Source organism: Ktedonosporobacter rubrisoli, from assembly GCF_004208415.1.
GTDB lineage: Bacteria > Chloroflexota > Ktedonobacteria > Ktedonobacterales > Ktedonobacteraceae > Ktedonosporobacter > Ktedonosporobacter rubrisoli.
The window spans coordinates 1,831,155-1,856,663 of record NZ_CP035758.1; the positions used below are offsets into that span (position 1 = coordinate 1,831,155).

Here is a 25,509-nt window from a genome sequence, read left to right on the forward strand (position 1 = left end):
GATTATGCCTTTGTTTTATTGTTGATGGGGAAAGCTATAAATACAACAAATACATATGAAGAAAGTCGAAGCATGTTTCATAATTTAACTGCTAGCCTGGCATGGTTTCTTGAGAAAAAGGAGAAACAGATATGGGGAGTCACAGCATTAGTATTCTTCCAGGAACAGCACAGGCTGGAGTTCCCGCTAGTCAACTCCTCAATGATCCTCGTTTGAAAGGGCCACAGATCAAATGTCCTCTGTGTCAAACGATGGTGGATATCCCACAAACGCTTGAACAAGACATTAAGGCGTTAGCGGCTCAACTTGGAGGAGAAGATCCTCCTATCCTTTTCAGCATTCGCCACCCGGCCAATGTACCAGAAGTTATGTCGCCCACTGCTGTACGCCGCAAAGTGACAGATCCAGCACGCATCGCGCATCTAAAAGAGGCCTGGCAAAAAGGAAAAGAATTCAAAAATAATTCCAGCAAATAGTAGGCATGTAACCAGCTTACCAGGTGTAAAGCAGTTAAAATCTTTTTGCGCCTGGTAAGCTTTTTCTATTCCTGGTCATATATTAAAGTGGACAGTTGATGCTCTGGAAAGCTCTGGCTTCTTCGTTCCCTCGCCTTCACAGATTTCCAATTTCCCAAGGAGTCTCATATAGCCATATTAGGCTTAGAAGCTTGCAGCTGGACCATAACTTGCTGCAGCGTTGAGCGCCTCTAAAATAGATGGCCAGGGAACAATCTGGGGAGCTGGATAGCGCTCAGGATCGTAAAGAACCTTGACTCCGTACTCTCGTAGCAAAGCGATACTTGGAGAAAAGGCAGGATGGCGCGAAAATGGGCCTGTAATACAGGGGGCAGCAACAATAGGCAGCCCTAAGCCTAAACCTTTACAGAGCTGGCTCAGGGCGAGTGTATCAGCATGGCCCTGAGCCCATTTTGTCGTGGTGTTCAATGTCATGGGCGCGATAACCATCGCATCCATTTTCGGAAAAATATCTGTTGTCCCAATAGGCTTAAATTCGCTACGTACCGGATGGCCCGTGAGCTGCTCTAGATATTGTCCATCGATGAATGACTTAGCATGAGGAGTGGCAATAAGGCATACATCCCACCCGGCGGCCTGAGCCAGGTGAACGAATGCTTGCACGTCCTGGGCCGGAGGGGCCGCGCAAACAATGTGGTAAATCACTCTTTTTGTTATTTCTTCTGTCATAGATTTCTCACAAAAGGGTGGTATGAAGCAGCATTTGCGCATCAAAGTCTTTGACAATTTGTGTTGCTTCCCAGGGCCGCATAGATGTACGGACCTTACGAAGACGTTGTAGTACCAGACTGGACTTTGTAGATCTATTTAATTCTAAAGCCTGTGATGCAGAACTGCAAGCGGCGGGAATTTCTTCCATTTGTGTGTAGGCTGCTGCAATATCAGCAGTAATGATAGATCGTTGACGAACTGCTATGCTATCTATCGATTTCACGCTTTCATTAAGTGCCTCTAATGCTTCTTTTGGCTTTTGGAGATATAGATAACATATTCCCTTATAGCCAGCTAACCGAGCGTAATCAAACTTCACATCAAAAGGGCTTTCTTCCTGTTTTACATTTTCAAGAGCGCGTTCAGCATGCCCCAAGAGTTGCATACAATATGCTCTATTGTGAAGATTAGCTTGCGCTTCTGCTTCTAAGCTAGCTAACCAAGCTTTAACTTGAGGAGAACTATGAAAGATAGCGACTCTTTGCGCTTCTTGCAGGAAAGGAATTGCTTCATGAGATTTATTGTTATAGATTGGCAAAGAACTCATGCGACCTAAGCTAATCACCCAAAGGATGTGATTATTAGCCTCTCGGGCAGCTTCGATAGAAACCTTGTAATAAGGCTTAGCAAGCGAATAATTACTCATATCAAAGTAGATAGCCCCAATACATTGAGCTATTTCACTGACAATAGAGCACAGATGTACATGTACAGATGGGGAATAAGCATGTTTTAAGAGTTGTTCGACTGTCCCAAGATGCCCGAGAAAGCCCTTAATAAGGCTACTATAGCCAAGACCGGAACGGAGTTGCCAATAACTGTTTGTAATATATTCAAGACCTTGCAGTACTTGGGAATCGATGCTCGCGGGCTTTGCTAACGCTTTTGAAAGTCGCTCCTCAAAAGATGTATCTATTACAGATGAAGCGTTGGTCAAACCATCCACAAGATTGACAACTGTTTTATTTGCCTTATATCTGTTGATCTCTTGATTCTCTGTCTTTATTAACCCTAGTTCTTCAGGGGACTTTTGCAAGCACACACATATTCGCTCGATATTATCTACTCTAATTGTCTCTCCGCGTTCTGCACGTTCTATAGTGGAAAGAGAGACGCATGCAAAATCAGCAAGCTGTTTCTGGCTCCATCCCCTTTGACGCCTGATTGTGCGTAATAATATGTTTTTCATTAAAGATACCCTTTCAACTTTCCATCTTTGTATCCCAGCAGTATATGTTACTTGTTTTACTTCATCTGATGATTTACCTGACTAGCACTTTAGTTTGCTCCTTTCAACCAAATTTACGAAATATTGTCAAGAATCTTCCTAAGAATCTTAAATGTCTAATTTACCTAACCTTTGCCGAAAACTATAGAATACAGTTTTGCAGAATGGTGGAATTAGAATGCAGCTTTTCTGTTTTAGTTCGCTAAAAATCTGTAAGTAAAATGCAAGCTGCCGATTACTGAGTGCCTAGAACATTGGCTTTAGTATTTCAAGTACTTTTATTTTTTAAGATCTAATATCGCTATTATAGCATAGGTATATTTTAAAAGGATGTAAGAATACTAGTTGGGATAAATGATGATAAAAACCCGTCAAAATTCAAGGATAATTGAAGGGTTAGTGAAGGGTTATAGATGTTATTTTAATCTAAACTTCGAATGAGAGGATAATCAATGATAACCAGTGTTTCCCCTTGCAACGATATTGGTTGTCTTTAACAGCAATAACTCTCTCTGGTGGCGGCGTGTGGCTTTATCACTCCCTACGTCGTCATCACCCTTTTTATTAGATGGATGAGTTGCTTATGAGGAGGGTTTTAAATATGGCGATGAGGCAAGAAGAGCAGAGCAAGGCTAACTGTAGCGAGGTGGCGCGGCTGCGCCAATCCATCAGTGACGAGTATCTTGCCGCTCAGCGCGGCTTGTACGGTCTGGCACAAACGGCGCGGCACGATTTCATTCAGGCACGCTTGCAGGGTGTCGAGCGGCATTATATTGAGCTCAGCAAGCTCATTGGCGAAGAGCAAGCTATCGATACGGTTATTGAGATCAATGACACGCATGCCGAGGCGCAGAGAGGGCAGCCCCAACCATGAAAAAGTTGAGCTTCTATTGCGTCTTTCAATGGATGCCCGGCATTTCCCTGCTCGCCCTGGCCCGCGAGAGCAATCGACACCCCTACGTGATCTGGGATCTGTTGCTCGGTCACGCCATGCAGCGCGACGATGCTGCAATCATCCTGGCTACCTTCAATGAGCTAAGCGGGACAGACTATACCCTTGATCAGTTCGCGATTATCTTTGTGGCGAAGGCGCGATGACCAATTATCGCGTCCGCGCCGATAAGCAACTTCTCTACCGAGGCAAGAATGGCGCGAAAGCACGCCAGATCTTTCTCGAAGCTGGGCGGCAGGAAGCCTATTTCCAGGCCCGAATTTTTCTGCTTATCGATGGCAGGAAACAGGCAATGCTGGGACCAAAATGCGTGCCCTGTAGAAGGATTTTGTGAGGTGGAGCATGGTGATAGCGTACGATTAATGAGATGTTTTTCTATACACATAAAAGTGTGAGTTACGCCAGGACAGAGAGCCTTGAACTACTCGACAAGCGCTTGTAAGTTTTCTTCAGGAAAAGTGTATGGCTAATCAAGAGGAGCTGGACATTCTCAAGCAAGGCGCTGACGTATGGAACCAATGGCGAAGAGAACAACCATTTTCGTTAATCGATCCTTTACGGGTTGATCTAAGTGATGCCTATCTTAGCAATGTGGATCTGGCCGGAGCTGATTTGAGGAATGCCAATCTATTCAGGGCTAAGTTGTTCAATTGCGACTTGAGCAGTTCAAACTTATGCGGGGCTGATCTGAGCTGGGCCGAGCTAAATACATGCGACCTGACTGGTGCTGATCTGCGAGGCTCTTGTTTAATACGGATAATTTTGCAGCGGGTGAAGCTGGATAGAAACAGTTTAATGAGAGTCCTCCTGTACACTATTAATTTAAACAATGTTGATCTACGCGGAGCTGATTTACGCGAGATGAATTTAAGCGTGACAAATTTGCAGGAAGCGAAATTGGATGGGGCCGCATTAGGGAAAGCGATGCTAAATGGCGCTAACCTGAGAAGGGCTAGCCTGCAAGGGGCCGATCTGAGCGGAGCTGAGCTGAAAAGGGTGATCCTGGAAAGAGCTAACCTGCAAGGGGCAAATCTAGACTATGCACGCGTAGTTGAAAGCAACTTGCGAGATGCTTGCCTGGAGAATGCAAGTTGGATTGGAGCTCAACTTGTGCGCTCTGATCTGCGGGGCATTCCCTGGATGTATCTTATAGAACTGACCATGCAGCCGAAGATCTTCATCGAAAATTTGCTCCACGATACGTTTGAGGAGTGATGGCAGTGGAAAAGCGGCTCCAGCGCTTCAGGCAGATGAAGGTTAAAGAATGCTTTGCTGGGGCAATAAGCATCCCAGCTGTATAGATCAGAAAAGGGAAATATAAACTTTTAGCTGAGTGGCGGGACGCTGCGCAGCTTGTCAGGATTGGCGAGCACGTCGATTTCTTTGACCTGTCCAGCCATGATGTGCAAGACAACAATAGAGTGAGGCCGCCCGTCAATATAATTGAGAATGCCAGGCTGACCATTGACGAGAGCTACCCGAAAACTGTAGCTCTGCGGGGCCTTGGCTAAAAGACCCAGCAGATAGCGCGCCACTCTATCGGCACCAATGATGGGATTGCGCGCCGCGACAGCCTTCCCGCCGCTATCAGCATAGCTCACGATATCAGCGGAGAGCAGGGAGAGAAGACCGTCCATATCGCCACTCATGCAGGCATGCAGAAACTGCTGCAGAATATGGTCCTGTTGTTCCCTGGTGGTATGATAGGGCGTGCGGCGCTGACCCAGGTGCTGGCGCGCGCGCCGCACTATCTGGCGACAATTCTCCTCGCTTTTCTGTACTATCCTGGCGATTTCAGCATAATCATAGTCAAAGACCTGGCGCAGCAGGAAAACAGCGCGCTCCACTGGCGATAGCTGCTCTAGAAGGCGCAAGAAGGCCAGGGAAAGTGTCTCCGCGAGCTCGGCCATAGCGCTTACGCTGCTCTCGTCGGTAGTGATGAGAGGCTCAGGCAACCAGATACCGACGTAATGCTCGCGCTGGACGCGGGCCGAGCGCAAGTGGTCGATGCTCAAGCGCGTGACGATTGTGCAGAGAAAAGCCTTGGGAGAATGGATGGCCTCGGTTTCTCCATGGGTGCTGGCCTGATACCAGCGCAGAAAAGCTTCCTGTACACAATCCTCGGCATCCATAACGCTGCCCAGCATATTGTAAGCAATCGAGAAGAGCAGCGGCTTGTATGCTTGAAACACATCATCTGGCGGCATATGGCTGTCCTTTTGCAATATCTTCTCTAATCTACTATAGCATACTTCTCTCGCTCGGCCCTTTGCGTCGTCATGATCAGATTTGCGGCCTGACGGGCGCTGGCCAGGCAGGCATCGGTAAGCTGGCCCTGCGGACCAACCCAATCACCGGCTATGTAGAGATTGCGTATGCCTGGTACCGCCGGACCGGGGCGTCCGGGCAAACCGCCCTGTGTGGCCTCTACCAGCGCATTCGAGGCCAGCATATGGGGCAGGAAGTATTTTTCAATGATCTCATCGCGCCAACCCGGCTGTAGCGTATCGAGTAGGGCCTCCAACTCTTGTTGTGTACTCTTCGGGTCTGCCGGTTCCTCGGGCTCAAAGTATTTCATGGTATGGATCAAGGCGCCTCCCTGTGGGGCCAGCGCCGCCCAGGCTGAATGGACCGAATAGTAGAGCGCTTGATCGATACCTAATACGTACAGATGATGCGGATTCGGTAAGCGGCGCAAAGCCACGTCAAAGCAGGCCACGCGCAGCGGGATCGCTTGCGCTGCCCACTGCCGCAGCTCCTTATGTGTTCCGTTAGCGATAAGGGATGAGGCCGTCTGCGGATCGACAGCGAGCAGGACCGCCGACGCCGGGTAAGCCGTTCCGTTGGCCAGGCGTACAGTATGGCTTTCCTCTGCCGCTTCAATGGCCGCAACCTTGGCCCGGGTCACAATCCTGGCGCCCGCCTCTTCAGCCACTCGTCTCAGGCTATCGATGAGCGTCTGCCAGCCATGATCCAGGTAGCGTACCAGCGGAGTCAGGTATGTTATGGCCAGCCCGGCCGAGAGCCTTTCAGGAGCATTGGTAAAAGTAGTTACGTGTACAAGGGCAAGTATAAGCTTGCGCACCTGGGGATGATGTACCTCGCGCGCAAGCCAATCTTGCAAGCTCACGTTGTGAAGCCGGGCCAGATCCATACTGCGCAAAGCAATAAACAGGCGGGCAAGCTCCACTTTAGCGCCAGGTTTCAACAAAGTTGTGCTCAGCAGAGGTGAGACGCCGGTGGGCAATTTATGTACCTTGCCAGCCTCAAGGGCCAGAAAGCGGCTTCTCTCAGGCAGTGAGCCTTGGGGATGGATGCCCAGCTCGTTCAGCAGCTTCTCGCCAGGTCCACCCAGGTAGAAAGCGTGCGCTCCCTGGTTGAAGTAGAACTCGCTGTGCTTTCTGCTTATGGCACGCCCGCCGGGAGCGCTGGCCTTCTCAAAAACTGTAACCGCCAGACCAGCGCGTGCCAGCAGGGCAGCCGCCGCCAGGCCCGACAGGCCACCCCCAACGATAATCACAGCTTGTTGTGTTTGCGTATTGGCAATCATTGTGTATTTCCTTTGTCTCGTGTACGTTTCAAGCTTCGCACACGAGACGAAATAGGCCTTGCCTTTGTGACACCTTTTTGTACCCGACGCTTAGCATTCCCTTCAACAGAGCAGCGATACTATATCCGGCTTAAGCATTCGTCTGATCTTGAATGCTGGTTGCCATAGTTATTGCTTGCTGTCCTGTTCTGGATTGGGCTCGCTTACCGGGCTGTCCTGCAAGCTACCATGCCAGAGGTGGCGCATTTCAGCGCTCGTAGCCAGCAAATCCTCTAAGCGGCCCTGAGCAGCAATTTGCCCATCTTTGAGCACGATAATCTGATCGGCATGCTGGAAGGCAAAGCGGCGGTGCGACACGATCAGGTAGGTTCGCTCCCGCCTGGCGAAAAGACGTTCCCACAGCTGTTGCTCCGTCTCGACATCCAGCGCGCTAGAGAGATCATCAAAGATCAGCAGATCGGGGGAGCGCAGAAGCGTACGCGCTGCGGCCGCCCGCAACGTCTGACCGCCCGAGAGCTTGCTACCCTTGGGACCGACCTGCGTATCAAGACCATTGGCCAGGCTCTGCACATCCTGCTCCATTACCGCTGCCTGGATAGCCGCGGCCAGCTTGTCCGGCTCATCCGGGTAGCCCAGCAAAAGATTTTGCCTTAGCGTCTCGCTGCTCAAGCGCGGAACCTGGGGCGTATAGGCGCTCTGTGGTGGCACGAAGATCTGTTCTGGCTGCTTGATAGCTTCCCCGTTCCAGAAAATCTCGCCAGCCTGACGAGGAAGCAGGCCCAGCAGCGTGCGCAGCAGTGTAGTTTTTCCCACGCCGATGCGTCCCGTAATAACCGTGCATGTGCCGCGCCTCAGCAACAAATTAATATTCTCAATGCCCTTGTCCGCTTGCGCATAGCGGTACGTGAGGCCGCGAACTTCCAGCTGTTCAAGGGCTGGCACCAGTCGCTGTGGCTGTGGCAATGCTGGATAGCTGCCCTTTAGATGTACAGGCGCGTGCGTTACAAGCGTGGTTTGCGCAGCGCTTGTGGATAAGGCCGCCAGCAAGCGTTGGAGCGAGACGCCAGCCTGTTTATAGAGCGCCAGATACTGGCTCAAAAAACCTGTAAAGATGGCAAACTCATCGAGATAGGAGACGAAGAGCGCCAGGCTACCAACCGAGAAAGAACCAGTTTTCATGGCCTGGGCCGCGACAAGCAGAATGACCCCTGTTCCTATGCTTGCAGTGCTCTGCGCGATAGATTGTAGCACAATATCGGTAAAGAAGAGGCTCTTCAGCCTGGTTTGGCGGCGCGTCTCGTTAAGGCCGCGCAAATGAGCCACAACCCTCTCTTGCGCATTAGCAAACTGAATGGCCTGCGTCGTGTTGAAGATCTCGCCAAGAAAGGAACTGACCTCGCCGGCGGCCTTGCGGCTCGCGCGGTGATAGGTCTGAATGCGCGCGCTTACCCCATTCATCAATAGACTTGATCCCACAAGAGGAATAAAGGCCACCAGCGTGATCAGCGGATTGATCGAGAAAAGGATGGTCACGGCTACGAGCGCCTGAAAGGTAGAGCCGAACAGGATATTGGTAGTTTTGAGTATATCAGTGAGTGCAGTAGCGTCGGTCACGAAGCGGCTGATCAGCTCGCCTGACGAGTAAGGAAGCTCTTGCATACCCAGCTTCGTCAGCCATTGTTGCAAAAGGTTGCGCCGAATCAGCGTGCCAGCGTAGCCGACACACGTTGCATCCACTGCATTGTTACACAGCTTTACCGTCACGCGAGATACGGCCACAGCAACCAGCAGCGCTCCCAGCGTCCACAGATCCCAGCCCACCGGCCTATTGCCAGATAGCTCGTTAAAGATAGCGGCTATGATCAGTCCGGGCACAAGGAGAAAGAGATTGCGGAAGAGCTGCAAGAGCATATTGAGCGCATATAACCCGGGGGCAAAAGTAATCAGTTGCCAGAGCGCTTTGCGCATAGTCATACTATCACCTCCGATAAACCGGTTTGCAAAAGTTGCGAGAAGCGCGAAGCAGGATCGGCGGCCAGTTTTGCGCGTTCGCCATATTCACCAATTGTCCCATCCTCAAGGATTAGAATCGTATCGACATGTTGAACCGTTTCCAGGTGGTGGGCGATGACGATCCCCGTACGGCCGGCAAGTAGGCGCGCAATGGCCCCTTCGATCAGCTTTTCGGTCAACGGATCGAGACGTGAAGAAGCCTCATCCAGGATCACGATATCCGGATTGCGCAAGAAGACGCGGGCAAAGGCCAGCAACTGTGCTTCGCCAGAAGAGAGCGAGACGCCCCCGCCGGTCAGCAGCGTATCGAGCCCAGCGGGTAAGGAAGCGTACCACTGGGCTAGATTGAGCTCAGCAATCACCTCTTTCAGGCGCTCATCAGGGATAGCGGAATCAAAAAAGGTAAGATTGTCGCGCAAACTGGCGTGGAAGAGCTGCACATCCTGGGTTACCACACCGATGCGGCTGCGCAACTCGTTAAGCGCCGCCTCGCGCAGATCGCGGCCGCCGAGCCTGATTGCGCCCTGCTGAACCTCGTAGGCTCTCATGAGCAAACGTGCCAGCGTGGTTTTGCCGCTACCAGTTCTCCCCAGTAAGCCCAGCGTCTTTCCGGCCGGCAGCTCAAAAGAAATGTTCCGCAACACAGGTTTTTCCGCCGTATAGCCAAAGGAAACATCAGCGAAACTGACCGGTAAGGCTCCCGCCGGCAGAGGAACGCCGGGACCCTCAACTATAGCGCTGGAGGTTCGGAAGAGCTCGGTGAGGCGCTGCAGGCTGGCGAGGGCGCTTTGCAATTGATCTACCTGATAAGTGATAACATACAAGCTTTGGGTGAGCAGCGTTGTATAGGCATAGGTGGCATAAATCGTGCCAAGGCTCAGCTGACCGCTGCGCAGCAAATAAGCTCCCAGGGTCAGGATTGCCGCCACAGCCATGGCAAGAATGATTTCGATAGAGCTTGAGAAAAACTGACCCGTAACGCTGCTCAAGCGTGTGGCGTGCAACAGATGGCGCGCCACCTGGTTAAACCTGAGCATCACATAGGGCTGAGCGCCAAGGCTACAAATGTCCTCTCTACTTGATAAGCGTTCCTCCAGGAAACTGGCAAGATCGGCACTGGCCTGGCGCGCGGCCCGAAAATGTGGCACCGCAATGCTTTGCAAAGGATGCAGCAGGATGATCATAAGCAGCGTGAAGGCGAGCATAAGCAAGCCTATGCGCCAATCGGCTATGATGGTGAGCGTCACGATTCCGATCATCAGAACCACGCGTGCGAGCACCATGAAAATAAAGCGCGAGAAAAAATTGGCAAGCTGGGCGATATCCCCATCGACCCGCTCAAGCAGTTCGCCGGGCGTATGCAGCTTGTGAAATGACATATCAAGATTGAGACAGTGTAGCACGAGGTCCACGCGCATCTCATTGGTTGCCTGCCAGCTAATATCCTCACTTATATAGCTGGCTAGCGCCGTCACAAGCTGGTTGCCAATCACCAGAGCGATAAACAGCAAAGCCAGGCGCACAAGGATCTGCATACTGCCCTGAATCGCATTAATAAACTGCCCCAAAAGCTGAGGTCCCAGGATCTCAAGCCCAATACTAACACACAGAAGAAAGGCTAACAGGCTCACCTTGAGCCATTGAGGTTTAAGATAGGTTTTCAAGAGCGAAATAGAGGAGCTCAGAGTACTTCTTACGTCAGTTCTATCCTTAGAATGTGCCATGTTTTCCCTTTTCGTTGCTGCATACATGCATATATCTGCCGAGGATATATCTGTTGCGGATATAATAATGGCTCATATAGGTTCTGTCAAGGGAGGAAGCTGTGAATGGATGCCATGTTTTTTGTATGGGCCGTAATGCCTTGTAACATTACGGCCTGTAGAGTGGCTTCATTCAACTATTCTATTGCCGGGGCAAATGTGTCTGTATGCTCTCTACTATGGTAAGAGAAGCTGGGATGAATAGTTTTTAGCGCTCAAGGGCGAGACGCACACCAAGGCCCACCAGGATGGTTCCTGTTACATAATCGATCCAGCGTTTAGCTCTGCGGTAGAAGCGAGTCACCGGCTTTAACGAGAATACAGAGACGACCACCGTATACCAGAGAATATTGATTCCCAGCACCAGGGCCACACTGGCAAATTCAACCCAGAGCGGAGGGTTGGCCGGAAAGAGAACTATGAAGATGCTGCTGAAGAAAGCCAGCACCTTGGGATTGCCAATATTGGAGATGAACCCGACGCGCCAGGCCGCGAAGCCAGAGGCCGGAGTTGTTTGCGTGGAAGATTCAGGTGCTGGACGATGGGCATGAAGAATTGTACGAATACCCAGGTAAGCCAGGTATAAGGCTCCTAGCGTTCTGAGCAGATCAACCAGCCAGCTCACTTGCGCCAGTAAAACCTCTAAGCCAGCGATACTTCCTATCGTCCAGATAACTAGTGCGCTGCAGATGCCCAGCCCTACAAACGTGCCCTGTCGTCGTGAGCGCGTTGAATAGAGTACTATAGTGGCAAAGTCCGGGCCAGGGCTAATAGAAGCGATGAGCGTTACACCGGCAAGCGTCAAGAGAATGGGTAAATAGGACACGAAAACTTTCTCTTTCCTTTGCTTTCCAAAAAGATCACCTTACATTGAAACTGCCTACAGGACTATCATACCAAAGTATACCTGATATGCTGGAGAAAAAGTAAGGCAATGCTGGGAACAGAACAAAAACTCCATTTTAGGGGTGGGTTTACCATTATAGCAAAAAATGCGCCAGCGCACATCGTCTGAATGGACGGTGCGTTTTTGGCTGAGATAAGCTAAGATCTGCGCTATTGTGTTTAAAAATGACTGAAAAAAGGAAAGGAAAGAAAGATGTTGCAGCTTGCCCTCATCGGAGAATTTAAACCTGATGTCACGGCTCATATCGCTATTCCGCGCGCACTAGAGCTGGCGGCCAATGCTGCTGGCTATCAGCTTGAGTTCGACTGGCTGCCTACCACGCAGCTGGAGCGGGAAGCCGAGCAGCAACTCGCCAGCTATCAAGCAGTATGGTTTGTACCGAATACGCCCTATGTCAGCATGGCCGGAGCCTTGAACGGCATCAAATACGCCCGCGAGCGTGGCGTGCCTGCACTGGGAACGTGTGGAGGCTGCCAGTACATGCTTATCGAATATGCGCGCAACAAGTTGGGCATGCTCGATGCCGATCACGCTGAGAACAATCCCGAGGCCAGCATACAACTGATTACGCCCCTGGCCTGCACACGCACCGAAGTCATTACTAATTGCTTGCTGGTACCCGATTCGCGCGTAGCTACTATTTACGGCGCAAGCGAGATTACTGAGCAATATGGTACCTGCAACTATGGTCCCAATGCCAAGTTCTGGCCGGCCCTTGAGCAAGGTGGAATGCACATTAGCGGCGTCGATAGCGAGGGCGAGGCGCGCATTATCGAGCTGAGCGAGCATCCCTTCTTTATTGGCACCCTATTTCAACCCGAGCGCTCAGCCTTGAAGCAGCTCGTGCATCCATTGATCAAAGCGTGGCTGCAGGCCGCCGCTCAAGCTGCTTAATCCACTACTTTTAGGCTTCGCCAGGACCTGGCATTTGCTCTATCGTTCCAGAATAGCAGAGCCGAGAGATGAAGGGCTGTTTGAACCTGGCGAGCAGAGCAAGCCCGCAAGCATAATTAAGAGGGCTTGCTCTAGAAATAGCTGATTACCTGCGCGCACTCCCACGTATCCTGGTCTATACCCAGTTAATTCCCTCGCAGGCCAAACTCATTGCCGTCTGGATCTTCAAAGGTAGCAAAAGTGCCGAAGCCCATATCTTTAGGCGGTTCTGAAAACTTGACGCCGCGCCTCGTCAACTCCTGATAAGTTACGTGTATATCTGCACATTCAAAGACAATCGAGGGCTTGCGCTCCTGCCAATCTTGCATCATCTGCTTTGGATAGATGACAAGGCAGCTCTGGCCTCCGGCTGGTCCAACTTCGAGCCAACTTGCCATAGGACCCATCGCCTCATTGCGATAGACAGCAAAGCCTACCTGCTCCGTCCAGAAGGATGCAGCAGCCTTCTGGTCCGCGACGTAAATGCCAACAGTGGCGATTTTCTCAATCATTTGTAAGCCTCCTCTGGCCTGTTCTAGCTCTGGCTGGCATTGGAAGTGGCGCCAGAGGGTTGAACCAATCGGCCTGTTTCATCTGAAGGAAATGACAGCAAAAAAGTTGTAAATCACGACGTCACTAGCTTACTAGAGAAGGTCTGGCCTGGCTTGGAGAAAAACGACATCTTTTTCAGGAGAGGAGGCTTGCTGGTCGCTAAACCATGCTTTGAAGGCAGTCGGCGTCAGTCCGAGGTGGGTCTTAAAGTCGTTAGAGAAGTGGGAATGGTCGTAGTAGCCGAGAAGGTTGGCGAGATAGGTGAGATCGAGAGTTGGACTGAAGATAATAGCCTGGCGAGCCTCGTCGAAGCGCCGAATAGTGCTAAGTTTTTTAGGCGTTACGCCAACCCAGGTGTGGAAGCGTCGTTCAAGTTGACGGAGCGATAGGCCACTTTGGGAGGTTATATCTTTCATTGACGTTATCTCTACCCCTGCGAGAAGCTGGCGGCTGACTCCTAGTACCTGCCTGTCTGGCTCTATAAAAGAGGTCTCCAGGCACGACAGGAGCTCGTCCTGTAAAACCTGCACCGCCTCTTCCACGGCTAGAGCGGAACACCTCTCCTCAAGCAGGTGGGCTCTTCTCCCGATGAGATCTGAGAGAGGTACCAGTTGATCTCGAAGCTCATGCATGGGCATATGTAGGAAAGAGAAAAATCCCCAGGGCCAGAAGCGCGCCCCGATTACACACACGCGACCTGGTGAGTGTAGGCGGACGGGACGCGTAAGCGGCCCGACGACGAAACTGCAAGCCAGCCGAGGGGATGATCGATCCACTGCTCTTACGTAATTGTCGCCAAAGTGTATGAGCAGTTCAACATAACCATCTGGCCAGAGAATTTCTTCAGTTGCGCCGGACGTATATTCCCGTTCCAGCAGCCAGAGACACTTGAGATAGCGCTGCAGGGGCCGACGTGGCGCGATTTCTTGATAACGAATCATGGTGATCTGTTGCCCTTCTCTCTTTGTAGCGTTATCACTCGTCTTGATAGTTTGATGATCCACATTGTGGAGTATTCCCAGGAGGTCATGTATCTTGTTCCTCCTCTTTCAGCTATTCTAAGCATTATTCCGGGACATCTGAGCGAGGAAGGCATGCATGAGCGATCTCTGCAGGCTGCAGAAGCGCTTGCGACAAGAATGGAGTATTGAGGAGATAAACGATAGGCTATCTCCTCAACAAATCTAAAGCCTCCTCGAAGCTTATCGCACCCTGAGAAAGCTGCTCAAGGACGTTGACGGGCGAAGAACCGTCCTCATCCTCAGATGGATACTCCAGGGCGGCGACGATTTCATCGAGATGATTGCGCGCGGTATTATAGGCAACGTGCAATTCTGTGGCCAGGCGCTGGACATTGCCGCGATGCTTGACAAGAAGGCCCACAAAGGTGAGCTGTTGCGGAGTTAAACGTCCCATCCAACCAAGGCTAAACTTTCCCTCGATAACAATGCCGCTCCGCCTGCCTTCCAGGCGCGTCACCAGCAGCTCGTCACCGTTGACCGGATCTTTTGTGATCAATGGATTCACTGGCTCCATATGCTCCTACTTTCCAGATGTGAGAGGAATATCGTCCCGACACTAGTGCTCTGGTCGCTCATCCTCCCCGCTTCTTCAAGCTGAGGATGTGTTCAACCGGATCGATGTAGCCGGCCTCTCGCCATGCTCGCACCTCGTCTGCATCTACCTGGTAGATCTTCAAGTTGATAATGTTCTTCGCCGTCAGATTGCTTAGGCCAGCCTCTCGCAACGCCCTGACGTACTCTGCGTCTATCCCATAATTTTTCAATGTGATGAGGTGTTTGACGCTCAGGTCTGGTATGTCCAGATCCATCAGCGCTCTCGCGTAGTCTGCATCGACAGAATAATTCTTCAGAGAGATGATGTCTCTTGTCGTCAGTTCGCCCAGCCCTGCCTCTTGCAGACCCCTGAGGTAGGCTGCACTTATCCCATACTTCGTTAAATCAGCATCTGAGCTGTCCCACATGAGCCCTGCTGCCCTCAGTCCCTTCTCCACACTCTTTCCATACCCTCTTATTCTCCCCATGAACTCCTGGGTGTATTCGCCAGTTCTCTGCTTCTCTGGCCGCTTCTCGGCGTCAGTAGCGCTTTTCGTGCTAAGGATATCCATCAATTGGTCAGCTTGCTCAACAGTAAGCTTTCCAGTGGCGACCATTTCTAGTATCTTTTTGCGTTCTTCGCTTGTCATACATCTTTCCCTCTGAAGAATAGGCGTAGCTATGTCGCCATGATAATTGGCAGAAAGTGTTAACCACTATAGCAATTATAGGGTGTTACTCTGGCTAATGTCAAGTTTTACAATATTATATGGCAAATTTAGCCAAATTAATTGATTTTTGTTGCCATTTAACTTGACAAGTATATGAGAGATTAGTAATATATGTTTATAGATAGCAAAAATTGCTAATAGAGATGGCAAGAAAACCTGTGGCGCATCTAAGAGAGCCAATCGAGTATTAGATGATAAAATAGAAAGAAGAAGAATGATGCAGAACAAGCCTAATAGCGAACAGCTTGCTACTTCATATGACTGCTAAGGAGAAGCTTATGCGAAACATTGCAATACAGGTCAAAGGCCTCCAAAAATCTTACAAGAAGCTGAAGGTTTTACAAGGCGCGAATTTCACTGTGGAGCGGGGCAGCATTTTTGCCCTGCTCGGCTCCAACGGTGCGGGCAAGACCACGCTTGTCAAAATCCTTACCACCCTGCTCAAACAGGACGGCGGAACGGCCATGATCAACGACTTTGATGTGGCCTCACAGCCAGAGCTGGTGCGCCAATCCCTCAGTCTGACCGGGCAATTTGCCGCTGTGGATGAGATATTGACTGGGCGCGAAAACCTGATCCTGATCGCCCGGCTCCGCCATCTCACCCAGCCGCGGCAGGTGGCCGACGAGTTGCTGGCAGGCTTCGGGTTAACCGAGGCGGCCAACCGCCGCGCTTCGACGTATTCAGGAGGGATGCGCCGCCGACTTGACCTGGCCATGAGTCTGGTGGGAACCCCGCCGATCCTCTTCCTTGACGAGCCGACCACCGGGCTGGACCCCCAGGCACGCATCGAGGTGTGGAAAGTGGTGAAGGAGTTGGCTTCTAGCGGCATCACCGTCTTCTTGACCACGCAGTACCTCGACGAGGCGGAACAATTGGCTGATCGCATTGCCAAGGGCAAGATTATCGCCAGCGGCACCCTCGCCGAGCTCAAAAGGCTGTTTCCCCCGGCTCAAGTGGAGTATGTGGAAAAACAGCCAAGCCTTGAGGAGATCTTTCTTGGTGCGTCGGCATTCTGCTGGTGGCCTACCTCTTTGCGAGGCTGGCCTATAAAAAGCGCGTCTGAAAAGAAAGCGGTAGGCAGGAAAGGAGGTCATAGCATCTCTGCCCTTTATCAACATTTTAAGCATACCCCTGGATATAGGAACAACGGGATGTGCGATAGCCCTTTAAGGCGGAAATTCTTCTAGAAGACCTGGTAAGAAATAATAAAAAGAGAAAGAAGAAGTATGCAGACAAAACCCAATAGAGAACAGCTTACTGCCTCGTATAACTGGTATCGTCAGATGCGTGAGACCCAGCCTGTGTTCTTCGACCCGAAGATGCAGGGATGGCACATCTTCCGCTACGACGATGTAGCTCGTGTGATCACTGATCACACGACGTTTTCGTCCGATGAGAGCAACTTCCTGCCACCCGAGTACCGCAATGCCACCCCAATCAGTTCGAGCATGCTCCGTATGGACCCGCCTCGCCATCAGAAGTTGCGCCAGATCGTGTCGCAAGCCTTCACGCCGCGCATAGTGGCGCAGATGGAGGCGCGCATCAAGGAGATCACTAATGGCCTGCTCGACCAGGTAGTGGCAAAAGGTGAGATGGATGTGGTCAGGGATTTGGCTGCCCCTCTGCCGATCATAGTCATTGCTGAGTTGTTGGGCATCCCTGCTGAGCGGCGTGAGGAGTTCAAGCAGTGGTCTGATGCTTCAGTCTCGGGCGACGGGGAAAGGTCGAAAGAGGACATGCAGGCGATCATACAGGCCATAGACAGCATACGTGCCTACTTCATCCAGCTCTTTGAGGAGCGGCGTGACAGGCAGCAGCAGCAACCTCACAACGACCTGGTGAGTGCGCTGCTGCTAGCGGAAGTGGATGGGGAACGCCTCTCTACCGAGGAATTAATCGGGTTCTGCATGCTACTGCTGATCGCAGGCAACGAGACTACTACCAATCTGCTTGGCAATACCATCCTCTGCCTCGATGAGCATCCAGGAACGGTAGAACGGCTGCGTGCCCAGCGCGAACTAGTACCGGCCACGCTTGAAGAGGTCCTGCGCTACTACTCGCCGGTCAAAGTCACGGTGCGCGGGACCACGACCGAGACGACGATTGGCGATCAGCGCATAGCAGCTGGCCAGTTGCTGCTTATCTGGATTGCCTCTGCCGATCGCGATGAGGCCCAGTTCCCCCATGCCGATCAGTTCATCATCGGGCGCGAGCCCAATCGGCACCTGGGCTTTGGACGTGGCATCCACTTCTGTCTTGGCGCTCCCCTGGCGCGTTTGGAGGCCAAAATTGCCCTCAACGCGATGCTCGACCGTCTGCCTGGCTCCTGGCACGTGCCCGATGTGCCGCTGTCTCCGATCAAGAGCATGTCAGTCTTTGGGGTCAAGGAGTTGCCCTTAACCTGGCAGAAGTAACAGAACCGCGTTCTGATGAGCAACCCCTTCGCTGAGCCCTTATAGAAGTAGATTCATATGCTTCTTGAGTGAAATTTCTCCCAAGAAGCGTATGAATTTCTCCCCAACCAGGGCAGTAACAAGAAAAAGAGTACAAGGCTTTAGATATGCTTCGCCCGCTGTGATCTAGAAACATCAAATATGTATATTTACTTCTTATACTATTATTGCCCGATAAACTGAAAGAAATTGTAGTAGAGCACATTTTTTCACCTCAGTAACATTTTAGTTTGAGGGAATGCGCGGTATATACTTTTTCTTCAGCTTTAGGTATACTCAAAGGGCTGCAAGGAATTCTTCAAGGGAGAGATTATGCCGGACCATTACTCCTGCTACTAAATGCTATGACAGATGAACATAGAGAAGCGTATTAGCGCCGCAGTTGAAATTGGCCTTATCCATAGCCTTGGCCGCTAGAGCGAGGGCAACTTCTCCCCGGACTCGGCAATATCCTCGCTGCCTGCCCTTCTCTTTGCCGGTCGTGCTATGAAGCTGCCTTTCAGCAGGAGAAAAGTCAAAAAAGATGACAAGAATACATATTCTTGGCGCGCCTGGCAGTGGCAAAACAACGCTAGCCCGGCAGCTCTCTGAGCACCTTCACGTCCCGCATCATGATCTTGATAAGCTTGGCCTGGAAAAGGGCAGAGTAAGCGAAGAAGATGCCTTTGCCATCGCTGAGCGGCCCGCCTGGATTAGCGAGGGTGTCTATCTCATCTGGACAGAACCATTGCTCTACCATGCCGAGGTTATTGTGCTGCTTGAGGTCTCCTGGCCTGTGGCGCTCTGGCGCATTTTGCTGCGCCATGTGACAAGAAGCCTGCATGGTACCAATCCCTATCCCGGCCTTAACGGCGTGCGGTTGCTCTTTAAATTAATGAAGGATACGCGCGAATATCTGCTCAATCAAGAGCCGGCTGCTTCGCCCCTTGCCCAGAGCCTACACCGCTATCTGGAGGAGCAGAGAGTACGAAGCGAGCCGCCTACGCTTGATGCGGTGCGGCGAGAAGCCAGAGCCTATCCCGAGCTGTCTTTTCCACCGACAGACGAGTTTCTGCACCGCTATCTGTCACGGTATCGCCAGAAAGTTATCAGAGTGGGCAACAAAGCGGAGCGGGAACGCCTGCTGACGCGCCTCACGCCTCCATGATCGCCGCTTGATGTTTGCTCAGCAGATAATGAATGAGCGCGCCAGGACTTGACAGGTAGGAATATTCCTACATATAATAAGAGAGTCAATAGGTAGGCTACTGTCTACCTATTGAACGAGAAAGAGCAGAGAGAAGCACGACATATGTTAGCCACCATTGACACAGTTTTTACCGCGCTTGCCAGTCCCACGCGTCGCGAGCTGCTTCGTCTGCTGCGCGAGGAAGGGCAATTGCCGGTACAGCAGCTGGCCGATCATTTTGCCATGCGCCGGCCCAGCATCTCCGAGCACCTGAAAGTGCTCAAGGATGCCGGATTAGTCAGCGAACGCAAGCGAGGTCGGCAGCGCTACTATTATCTGGAGGCCGCGCCGCTGCACGAAATTCAGGAGTGGCTGGCCCCTTACGAACAGTTCTGGAGAGAGCGGTTTGTAAGCTTAGATAAGTTACTTGCCGAGGAAGATCATGACTGAGACACTTACCATTAATCTTGATCAGTTCCTGCCCTATTCGCCGGCGCGCGTCTGGAAGGCTCTTACCGATTCCGCGCTGTTGGCCCGCTGGTTTATGCCAAACGACTTTCAACTGAAAGTCGGGCATCGCTTCACCTTCCAGGGCACCCCTATGCCCAGCGTCAAATTTGGCGGAACAGCCTATTGCGAAGTCCTTGATTTTGAGCCCGAGCGCTTCCTGAGCCTGAGCTGGGCTGATCGAGGCGGCAATGGCCTGAGCTTTACCGTTACCTGGCGCCTGGAGCCCGAGCAGAATGGAACCCGTCTCTTCCTGGAGCACACGGGCTTTGATGCCAATAACCAGCTCTCTGTGCGCTCGCATCAGATAATGAGCAAGGGCTGGCTCGGCGTTCAGGAGAGCCTTGAGAAGTTCCTTGCCTCCCTGGAACCAGAGGTAAAGTCGGTCAACGCTTAGTAATCGGTATCCTCAAGGCGAAAAGCAAGCAGGACTGCTCATAAGGCAGTCCTGTTCTCGCGGCAAAAACTACCTCTTCACGTCATAAGTTGCCCAAGGGAACGATCCTTTCCTGACCAGGGCAAGATGAAGGACTGATCGGTACTCCATATGTGCCGCTAAGGCCTGAAGCTGTGCCCCAGGGATTGGCGCAGCGGCCATATAAGCATAGGGATGAAAGCCGTGAGCAGGGCGGCAATAGCAAACATGATGCTGAGCCCGGCACGATCAGCGAGAGCCCCATAGACAATTACCGCTAGCGAGCTGCCCATCAGCGTTGCCGTGTAATAGATGCCGTACCAACGTGTTCTCTGCCTCTCGGAGAGAACGGCCGCAAGGCTCGCTTGTAGGAGCGATGAAGTTCCATCCAGCGGGAAACCGAAGAGCAGGGAGAGAGGCGCGAGCGTAAAGACTGGCAAATTGGCAATGAAGACCCCGAGAAAAGCAAGCAGCGTGAGCGCGGTCACAACTTCCGTACTCCAGATCAGCGCAAAGATTCCCCAGCGTTCACTTAGCCAGCTACAGACAAACTTTCCGGTAATGCCACCGAAAAGCATCAAACTGATAAGGAGAGCAATCGTCTCAACGCTCAATCCATAATTGGCAAACAAGAAGGGGAGGAAAGTCATCGCAACCTTCTGGGCCGTTTCGTCAAGGCAGCCAGCCGCAATTAACAGAGCAATCTTCCATCTGAAGCGCCCGGTTAGCTCCGACTGTCGCTCTATAGCGACTTTTCTTATAGTCACATTAGTTTTGCGTTCGTGCCAGATGACGAATATTGTTGGCAAAGTGAGAAGCCCGATGCAGAGAAGAGGAGCCCGCCAGCCCGCGTACATGGCCAGGAGCGCCACACCCAGAGTAGCAAACAGCTTTCCCACCGTGCCGGCCATGTTGAGCAGGGCGATAGCCCTGGGGCGATATTGTGCGGTGTATGAACGCGAGACCAGCGAGGCGGCAAGAGGATGTTGCGCATTCCCGCCGATACCCGCGAGTAGCGCTGCAAGGAGAAGCAGGTTATACTCCGGAGCCAGAGCCATACCTATCATACCCAGACCAACCCAGATATTGCCGATTGCCAGAAGCAGAAATTCGCCAAATCGTTCTCCAAGCAAGCTAATTGGCACTTGCAGCAAGCCAGAAGAACTTAGCATCAATGTTTTTAGGATGCCGGCTTGCAGATATGAGAGGTGAAGTTCAAGCACGATGAGAGGCAGGAGCGGCGAAAGAATAGCGAAGCAGGCGTCATTAGTGAAATGGAAGAACGAAGAGAGCAAGAGCGTGCGATGCCGAAGTATTTTTGTGGAGGTGGCCACGAAGCGAATCCTTTCCAGGAAGGGAAGCCGAAAAGGTGCTTGAGCCAGTAGACATGCCACAACGCCAGATAAGCTTCCCGTACTCCAGATGTTCCCTGTGAAGGAAACAGTAACTCTGAGTACCTCCAGCTTTTTGTGCGTTGAGTTGCGGGATAGCCTCACGTTGAGGCAACCTGGCATCGCTCGGTCCAGTCCGCTCACCCCTAGTTGTGTTGAACACTATTGCCAGGGATCGGGATGAGGCGCGGAACCCTAGATGCAATCACATGCTAACTGAAGTATAGCATATCCCATCTGGAAAGACCAACTGGAGTTGTTTTTCTAGCTCGGATGCCGTATTCTGTTCACCGATAGCATACAAGCGCATGCTACAGTAACCACGAACGCCCTCGAATATTTCAGCGTTTCCCCTAACCTGCGCTTCGTGGCGGGCATCCGGGCTAGCTCTTGCTTTGCTCTGACAGCAAGAGCGTAAAAGCGCTTATGCACGCTCAAATTCGTGCAAATGAGGATAATGTCCTGCTTACTATCTCTGGGGAGCTCGCGCATAGTGTTATCGTGATCGCCTATTTTGCGCAAGAATGAAGGAGGCGCCAGAGGCAGCTCGCCTGATGGCTATATCGCAAGAAACTACATAAATCGGGAGACAGCCAATGAGAATGCATTATAATCGTATTGCCGGCCAGAATCTAGAACGCCTTGCCGCCCTGAGCGATGGTATCTTCGCTGTAGCAATGACCCTACTCATCCTTGATATCCATGTTCCTGAAATAGCTCAGGCAATGAGCGGTATTATTCAGCAGCCTCTCTGGGCCAGCGGCGCGCTACAGCCGGAACTAGCCCTGTGGAGAGCCCTCATTCAGCTTGGGCCGCGCCTGCTCACCTATCTTATGAGTTTTCTCACCCTCGGTATTTTCTGGGTTGGTCAGCAGACCCAGCTCAACCATTTCGCCAGCAGTGATCGTAACCTTACCTGGATTCATCTAGGCTTTTTAATCGCCGTTGTCCTCATGCCCTTCTCAACAGGACTATTATCAGGAAACATAACGATTCGTTTGGCTCTGGTTGTCTACTGGCTCAACATTGTTTTGCTGGGAACCCTGCTCTATCTGAGCATTCGTTATGCCAAGCGTGCGGGTCTGGTCAAGGATGAGATAGCCTTAGAGATGCGTTCTGCCCACGAGCGGCGCATTATCTCCGCTCAGATAGTCTATGCAATCGCCGTCTTGCTCTGCGTAATTAATACCTATCTGAGCGTAGCTGTGATTATCTGCGTGCAGCTCAACTATGCGCTTGTGCCGCGCATTCGCTGGCTGGAGCGCCTGCTCTAAAGCTGGCATTATTCAGACTCCACGAGCATGCCTGCATTCCTGAAGCGAGCAGAGCTAAGAGACCATCGCCCGATGCTCCACCGGCAAACATAGCCGGCTCCTGCCTGGAGCTTGGCTTCGCGTGCCTGCTACGCGTTCAACTAGACCAGAAGGGACGCGAATCAGCATCCAGCTGGCCGTTCGCATTAGTTAATTGTACGGGCTGACCTTGCAGGCTATAGATGTTCCTCTGGGCATTGCGCTTGAGCGGAGCCAGCCAGATATCAAAAGTATTGTTGGCATAGCCCGTATAGGCAATGTATTTCCCATCGGGCGACCAGATGGGGTTGCTGATATATTCTCCGGTGACAAGTTGTATAGATTTGCTATAACCCTCAAGGGCGCGTTGATCGTCTTGAGCGTTATTGGGGACTTGCGTGAGCGTCGAGGCGCCAGGCGGAACGGGCATCACAAAAAGGCCCATATGGTTGGCGTCGAGCCGGCGGATATAAGCGATGGCATTGCCATCAGGCGAGAAAGCCGGCTGCATATTCGCAAGATCTGGCAGTCTGGGCGTCAGGGCCACTGCGGGATCAAATTCATCGGAAATATCGCCAGGTCGATACTTGTCAGGATGATGAGCAATCGCGTTTGGATCTTCAAGATAGATCTGGATGGATTGTTTTATCCGCGAGCTATCGTAGGTGAAATTGGTATAGGCAATCTGATCGGAGTGGCCTGGCCGATAGACGGGATCGCGCAAGCCACCATCTCCATAAGTAGCATAAGCGATCTCCTGAGGCGTGCCGTCAGGATGGTCAAGCTGGATAGAAAAGATCTGGGGATCGATAAGAAATGCATCGACATTCGGATCAGTGACATGTTGCTTATCGTAATCGCTCAAAAAGAGCAAGTGTTTATTGTCGGGAGCCCAGGCCGGCTGCGCGTACCAGAGATACGTAGCGTGAGGAGCAAAGCCCGGGTTGGATTCATAGATGCCTGCACCTGTGCGTAAAACGCGCGGCTTACCTCCTTGTGTCGGCATAAGCATCAGATCAGAATAGTTTTTGTAACGCGCCTGAAAAGCGATCCAGCGCCCATCGGGTGAGATCGAGGGATCGCGAACGTCGAGGCCCTGGGTAAGCCTTGTCACGTTAAGCTTACCGTCAATTACTGCAAGATCGCGATGTAACGTAAAATAGATGTGGCCTTGAAACGTATTGCGCGCCGTCTGGTTAATGGCCACGGGAGTACCGGCTGAGCTGACATAGCTGGTCTGAAAATTGCCCTGCGAGTCGCCGCCTAAAAGCGAGCAGCTTTGTAGGCTAAGAATCAGCAGGCCTAGCAAATAGATAATCCCCTTTCCCCTCTGTCTTACCATTGTGCCTTCCTTCCTTTACAACCTCTGGCAACCAGATCCCGATGTATTGCCCTCTGCAGAAGCGCAGCATGCTCAAGCGGAGCGTGAAAAGGAAGCTTATGATGCGTCTCCCCTTCTACTTTTCAGTATACTTACGCATCCAAATAGACTATGGGGGCCTGCTCAGAGCAAAATGGCCCGTCCTGCAAGGAGAGGGAAGCCAGCTTGTAGAACGGGCAAAACTTATTTCAGGCGTTGTGAGAGAGGGTTTCGTCTAGCCAATCGGCAATGCGCTGATTGGCAAGGGCAAGAGCGCCAGCATGGCCATGCTCCTCACCCCCTTCTGCAGCAGTGAAGCGCATGAATGTCTTGGGACAGGTTAAGGCGTCGTAGAGCTTGCGCGGCTGACCGGGGAAGAAGTGATCTTTTTCCGCCTCACAGACCAGCGTGGGGCAGGTAATTTTATCAGCTCTTCCGGCCATTGTATATGCTGCCATCTTTTGCCTGAAGTCTCCAGGCGACGTCACTTGCATGGTAAAGACTGCCTGGCCGATTGCCCAGCGCATGCCAGGCTCCTGGGCGAGCTGCTCAAAGCGCTCTGTTGCCTGCTGCTCAGTTTGACCCTCTAACTGCTCGGCCGCTGCTGGCGAAAAAGAGAAGAGGCCATCGACGGCGATACAGGCGGCCAGGCGATGTTCATATGCTGCGGCGCGCGGCGCCAGGTAACCTCCCAGGCTCAAGCCAAACAGGGCAAGGCGCCGTGGATCAACCTCGCTGCGGCTCAAGGCATAATCGACAACAGGGGTGACTACTTTCTCCCAATCGGGACGGAAAGGCAGACCTTGCAAGCGAATAGCCTGGCCTTGGCCGGGTCCTTCGAAGATGAGGCAATTATAGCCGCGCTGCAAAAAGGGCTGCGCGTGAGCTATATAGATCTCTTCGGCGGTGCCATCATAGCCAGTATGCCAAATGAGCGTAGGACGCGGCTCGTGCGAGGCATCGGCCCTGAAGAAGTAACCGGGTAGCGTCGTTCCTTCATAGGGAATGCGGACCTCCTCTCCCGGAAAAGGTAGCAACGGCAGGGCCTGGCGGAAACAGCGCAGGCTTTTAGCGTAAGTCTCAGCGGCGCGGGGATCGTCGGGCTCGATATGCAGGAAGAACTCGGCACTGCGGTAATAGTTACAGGCACGCAGATAGGCCTCGCGCGCACTCACGCCATGGCCGCGCTCAAGGCAATCATCGGCCAGGCGCTCTATGCGTGCGGCAGTCGCGCTCCACTCTTGATACCAGCTCTCGAAATCCTTATCCTTGATGCGCGCCGCTGTTGTAAAGCACTCGCTAATATCAGCACCACCATAAATGCTGCTCCCAAGCACACGTAAGAACTCAAACGAGAAAGTTTCATTCTTGAAAACAAGCTTCATTGTAAATTTCTCCTTGCCTTTAAATAAGTTAGGGCTAGCTAACTTATTGAGTTAAAAAAATTTTGCTAACTACAGAACTTCGTTTTAAACCTGTGGCGACCCG

Annotated in this window: 25 protein-coding genes and 1 pseudogene; 12 read left to right on the plus strand and 14 right to left on the minus strand. The window is 51.9% G+C overall.

All coding sequences use genetic code 11. The features are described from left to right. The first annotated feature begins 131 nt into the window (after positions 1-131). Positions 132-476, plus strand: coding sequence for a hypothetical protein (locus EPA93_RS08430; RefSeq protein ID WP_129886626.1), 345 nt, complete (start codon positions 132-134; stop codon positions 474-476). A 183-nt stretch (positions 477-659) separates the two neighbouring features. Here the strand turns inward: EPA93_RS08430 and EPA93_RS08435 are convergent, their stop codons facing one another. Then, positions 660-1,205, minus strand: a complete 546-nt coding sequence (locus tag EPA93_RS08435) for a flavoprotein (protein ID WP_129886627.1) — start codon at positions 1,203-1,205, stop codon at positions 660-662. Between the two features lie 7 nt (positions 1,206-1,212). Further along, positions 1,213-2,436: a helix-turn-helix domain-containing protein gene (locus EPA93_RS08440; RefSeq protein WP_129886628.1), complete on the minus strand. Its 1,224-nt coding sequence runs from the start codon at positions 2,434-2,436 to the stop codon at positions 1,213-1,215. A 640-nt stretch (positions 2,437-3,076) separates the two neighbouring features. Here EPA93_RS08440 and EPA93_RS08445 point away from each other — a divergent pair. The 4 genes from EPA93_RS08445 to EPA93_RS08460 all read left to right on the plus strand — a co-directional run bounded on the left by EPA93_RS08445 (position 3,077) and on the right by EPA93_RS08460 (position 4,642). After that, positions 3,077-3,349 (plus strand): hypothetical protein, encoded by a 273-nt coding sequence (locus EPA93_RS08445; RefSeq protein ID WP_129886629.1) that lies wholly within the window; start codon positions 3,077-3,079, stop codon positions 3,347-3,349. Next, positions 3,346-3,573, plus strand: a complete 228-nt coding sequence (locus tag EPA93_RS08450; RefSeq protein ID WP_129886630.1) for a hypothetical protein — start codon at positions 3,346-3,348, stop codon at positions 3,571-3,573. Before EPA93_RS08445 ends, EPA93_RS08450 begins: the two co-directional genes overlap by 4 nt. Next, positions 3,570-3,761 carry a hypothetical protein gene (locus tag EPA93_RS08455; protein ID WP_129886631.1) on the plus strand — a complete coding sequence of 64 codons (192 nt, stop codon included), beginning with the start codon at positions 3,570-3,572 and terminating at the stop codon, positions 3,759-3,761. Before EPA93_RS08450 ends, EPA93_RS08455 begins: the two co-directional genes overlap by 4 nt. Positions 3,762-3,889: 128 nt before the next feature. Continuing rightward, positions 3,890-4,642, plus strand: a complete 753-nt coding sequence (locus EPA93_RS08460) for a pentapeptide repeat-containing protein (RefSeq protein ID WP_129886632.1) — start codon at positions 3,890-3,892, stop codon at positions 4,640-4,642. Between the two features lie 110 nt (positions 4,643-4,752). Here the strand turns inward: EPA93_RS08460 and EPA93_RS08465 are convergent, their stop codons facing one another. The 5 genes from EPA93_RS08465 to EPA93_RS08485 all read right to left on the minus strand — a co-directional run bounded on the left by EPA93_RS08465 (position 4,753) and on the right by EPA93_RS08485 (position 11,579). Further along, the gene (locus EPA93_RS08465) at positions 4,753-5,634 is read right to left on the minus strand and encodes an RNA polymerase sigma-70 factor (RefSeq protein ID WP_129886633.1); all 882 of its coding nucleotides are present in this window, start codon (positions 5,632-5,634) and stop codon (positions 4,753-4,755) included. Positions 5,635-5,660: 26 nt separating this feature from the next. Next, on the minus strand, positions 5,661-6,977 hold the full coding sequence (locus EPA93_RS08470) for a phytoene desaturase family protein (RefSeq protein WP_129886634.1): 1,317 nt from the start codon (positions 6,975-6,977) through the stop codon (positions 5,661-5,663). Between the two features lie 168 nt (positions 6,978-7,145). Then, entirely contained in the window at positions 7,146-8,951 is a 1,806-nt protein-coding gene (locus tag EPA93_RS08475; RefSeq protein WP_129886635.1) for an ATP-binding cassette domain-containing protein, read from the minus strand. Further along, positions 8,948-10,714, minus strand: a complete 1,767-nt coding sequence (locus EPA93_RS08480) for an ABC transporter ATP-binding protein (RefSeq protein ID WP_165422965.1) — start codon at positions 10,712-10,714, stop codon at positions 8,948-8,950. The genes EPA93_RS08475 and EPA93_RS08480 overlap by 4 nt, the downstream gene beginning before the upstream one ends. Before the next feature lie 247 nt (positions 10,715-10,961). Further along, complete coding sequence (locus EPA93_RS08485; RefSeq protein ID WP_129886637.1) at positions 10,962-11,579, minus strand: LysE family translocator; 618 nt, start codon at positions 11,577-11,579, stop codon at positions 10,962-10,964. 273 nt (positions 11,580-11,852) lie between these two features. Here EPA93_RS08485 and EPA93_RS08490 point away from each other — a divergent pair, with 273 nt between their 5' ends. Then, on the plus strand, positions 11,853-12,554 hold the full coding sequence (locus EPA93_RS08490) for a CTP synthase C-terminal region-related (seleno)protein (protein WP_129886638.1): 702 nt from the start codon (positions 11,853-11,855) through the stop codon (positions 12,552-12,554). Positions 12,555-12,739: 185 nt separating this feature from the next. Here EPA93_RS08490 and EPA93_RS08495 read toward each other — a convergent pair whose 3' ends face one another. The 4 genes from EPA93_RS08495 to EPA93_RS08510 form a co-directional block, all read right to left on the minus strand. Further along, positions 12,740-13,105 (minus strand): VOC family protein, encoded by a 366-nt coding sequence (locus tag EPA93_RS08495; protein WP_129886639.1) that lies wholly within the window; start codon positions 13,103-13,105, stop codon positions 12,740-12,742. A 132-nt stretch (positions 13,106-13,237) separates the two neighbouring features. Further along, the gene (locus EPA93_RS08500) at positions 13,238-14,149 is read right to left on the minus strand and encodes an AraC family transcriptional regulator (protein WP_129886640.1); all 912 of its coding nucleotides are present in this window, start codon (positions 14,147-14,149) and stop codon (positions 13,238-13,240) included. 163 nt (positions 14,150-14,312) lie between these two features. Further along, positions 14,313-14,681, minus strand: coding sequence for a DUF2089 domain-containing protein (locus tag EPA93_RS08505; protein WP_242527356.1), 369 nt, complete (start codon positions 14,679-14,681; stop codon positions 14,313-14,315). 58 nt (positions 14,682-14,739) lie between these two features. Then, entirely contained in the window at positions 14,740-15,351 is a 612-nt protein-coding gene (locus tag EPA93_RS08510) for an SHOCT-like domain-containing protein (protein WP_129886641.1), read from the minus strand. A gap of 359 nt (positions 15,352-15,710) precedes the next feature. Here EPA93_RS08510 and EPA93_RS08515 point away from each other — a divergent pair. From EPA93_RS08515 to EPA93_RS08535, 5 genes and pseudogenes are all read left to right on the plus strand, one after another. Continuing rightward, positions 15,711-16,433, plus strand: a pseudogene (locus tag EPA93_RS08515) (ABC transporter ATP-binding protein); the annotation flags it as partial. 228 nt (positions 16,434-16,661) lie between these two features. After that, positions 16,662-17,849 carry a cytochrome P450 gene (locus EPA93_RS08520; RefSeq protein ID WP_129886642.1) on the plus strand — a complete coding sequence of 396 codons (1,188 nt, stop codon included), beginning with the start codon at positions 16,662-16,664 and terminating at the stop codon, positions 17,847-17,849. Positions 17,850-18,411: 562 nt separating this feature from the next. Next, the gene (locus EPA93_RS08525) at positions 18,412-19,035 is read left to right on the plus strand and encodes a P-loop NTPase family protein (protein WP_129886643.1); all 624 of its coding nucleotides are present in this window, start codon (positions 18,412-18,414) and stop codon (positions 19,033-19,035) included. Between the two features lie 144 nt (positions 19,036-19,179). Beyond that, positions 19,180-19,506 carry an ArsR/SmtB family transcription factor gene (locus EPA93_RS08530; RefSeq protein WP_129886644.1) on the plus strand — a complete coding sequence of 109 codons (327 nt, stop codon included), beginning with the start codon at positions 19,180-19,182 and terminating at the stop codon, positions 19,504-19,506. Continuing rightward, positions 19,499-19,960, plus strand: a complete 462-nt coding sequence (locus EPA93_RS08535; RefSeq protein WP_129886645.1) for an SRPBCC family protein — start codon at positions 19,499-19,501, stop codon at positions 19,958-19,960. Before EPA93_RS08530 ends, EPA93_RS08535 begins: the two co-directional genes overlap by 8 nt. Before the next feature lie 158 nt (positions 19,961-20,118). Here EPA93_RS08535 and EPA93_RS08540 read toward each other — a convergent pair whose 3' ends face one another. Next, positions 20,119-21,312 (minus strand): MFS transporter, encoded by a 1,194-nt coding sequence (locus EPA93_RS08540; RefSeq protein ID WP_165422966.1) that lies wholly within the window; start codon positions 21,310-21,312, stop codon positions 20,119-20,121. Between the two features lie 653 nt (positions 21,313-21,965). Between EPA93_RS08540 and EPA93_RS08545 the strand changes: the two genes are divergently transcribed. After that, positions 21,966-22,643: a TMEM175 family protein gene (locus tag EPA93_RS08545; protein WP_129886647.1), complete on the plus strand. Its 678-nt coding sequence runs from the start codon at positions 21,966-21,968 to the stop codon at positions 22,641-22,643. Positions 22,644-22,779: 136 nt separating this feature from the next. Here EPA93_RS08545 and EPA93_RS08550 read toward each other — a convergent pair whose 3' ends face one another. Beyond that, on the minus strand, positions 22,780-24,003 hold the full coding sequence (locus EPA93_RS08550; RefSeq protein ID WP_129886648.1) for a TolB-like translocation protein: 1,224 nt from the start codon (positions 24,001-24,003) through the stop codon (positions 22,780-22,782). 227 nt (positions 24,004-24,230) lie between these two features. Next, positions 24,231-25,406, minus strand: coding sequence for an alpha/beta hydrolase family protein (locus tag EPA93_RS08555; protein WP_129886649.1), 1,176 nt, complete (start codon positions 25,404-25,406; stop codon positions 24,231-24,233). Positions 25,407-25,509: the final 103 nt, after the last annotated feature.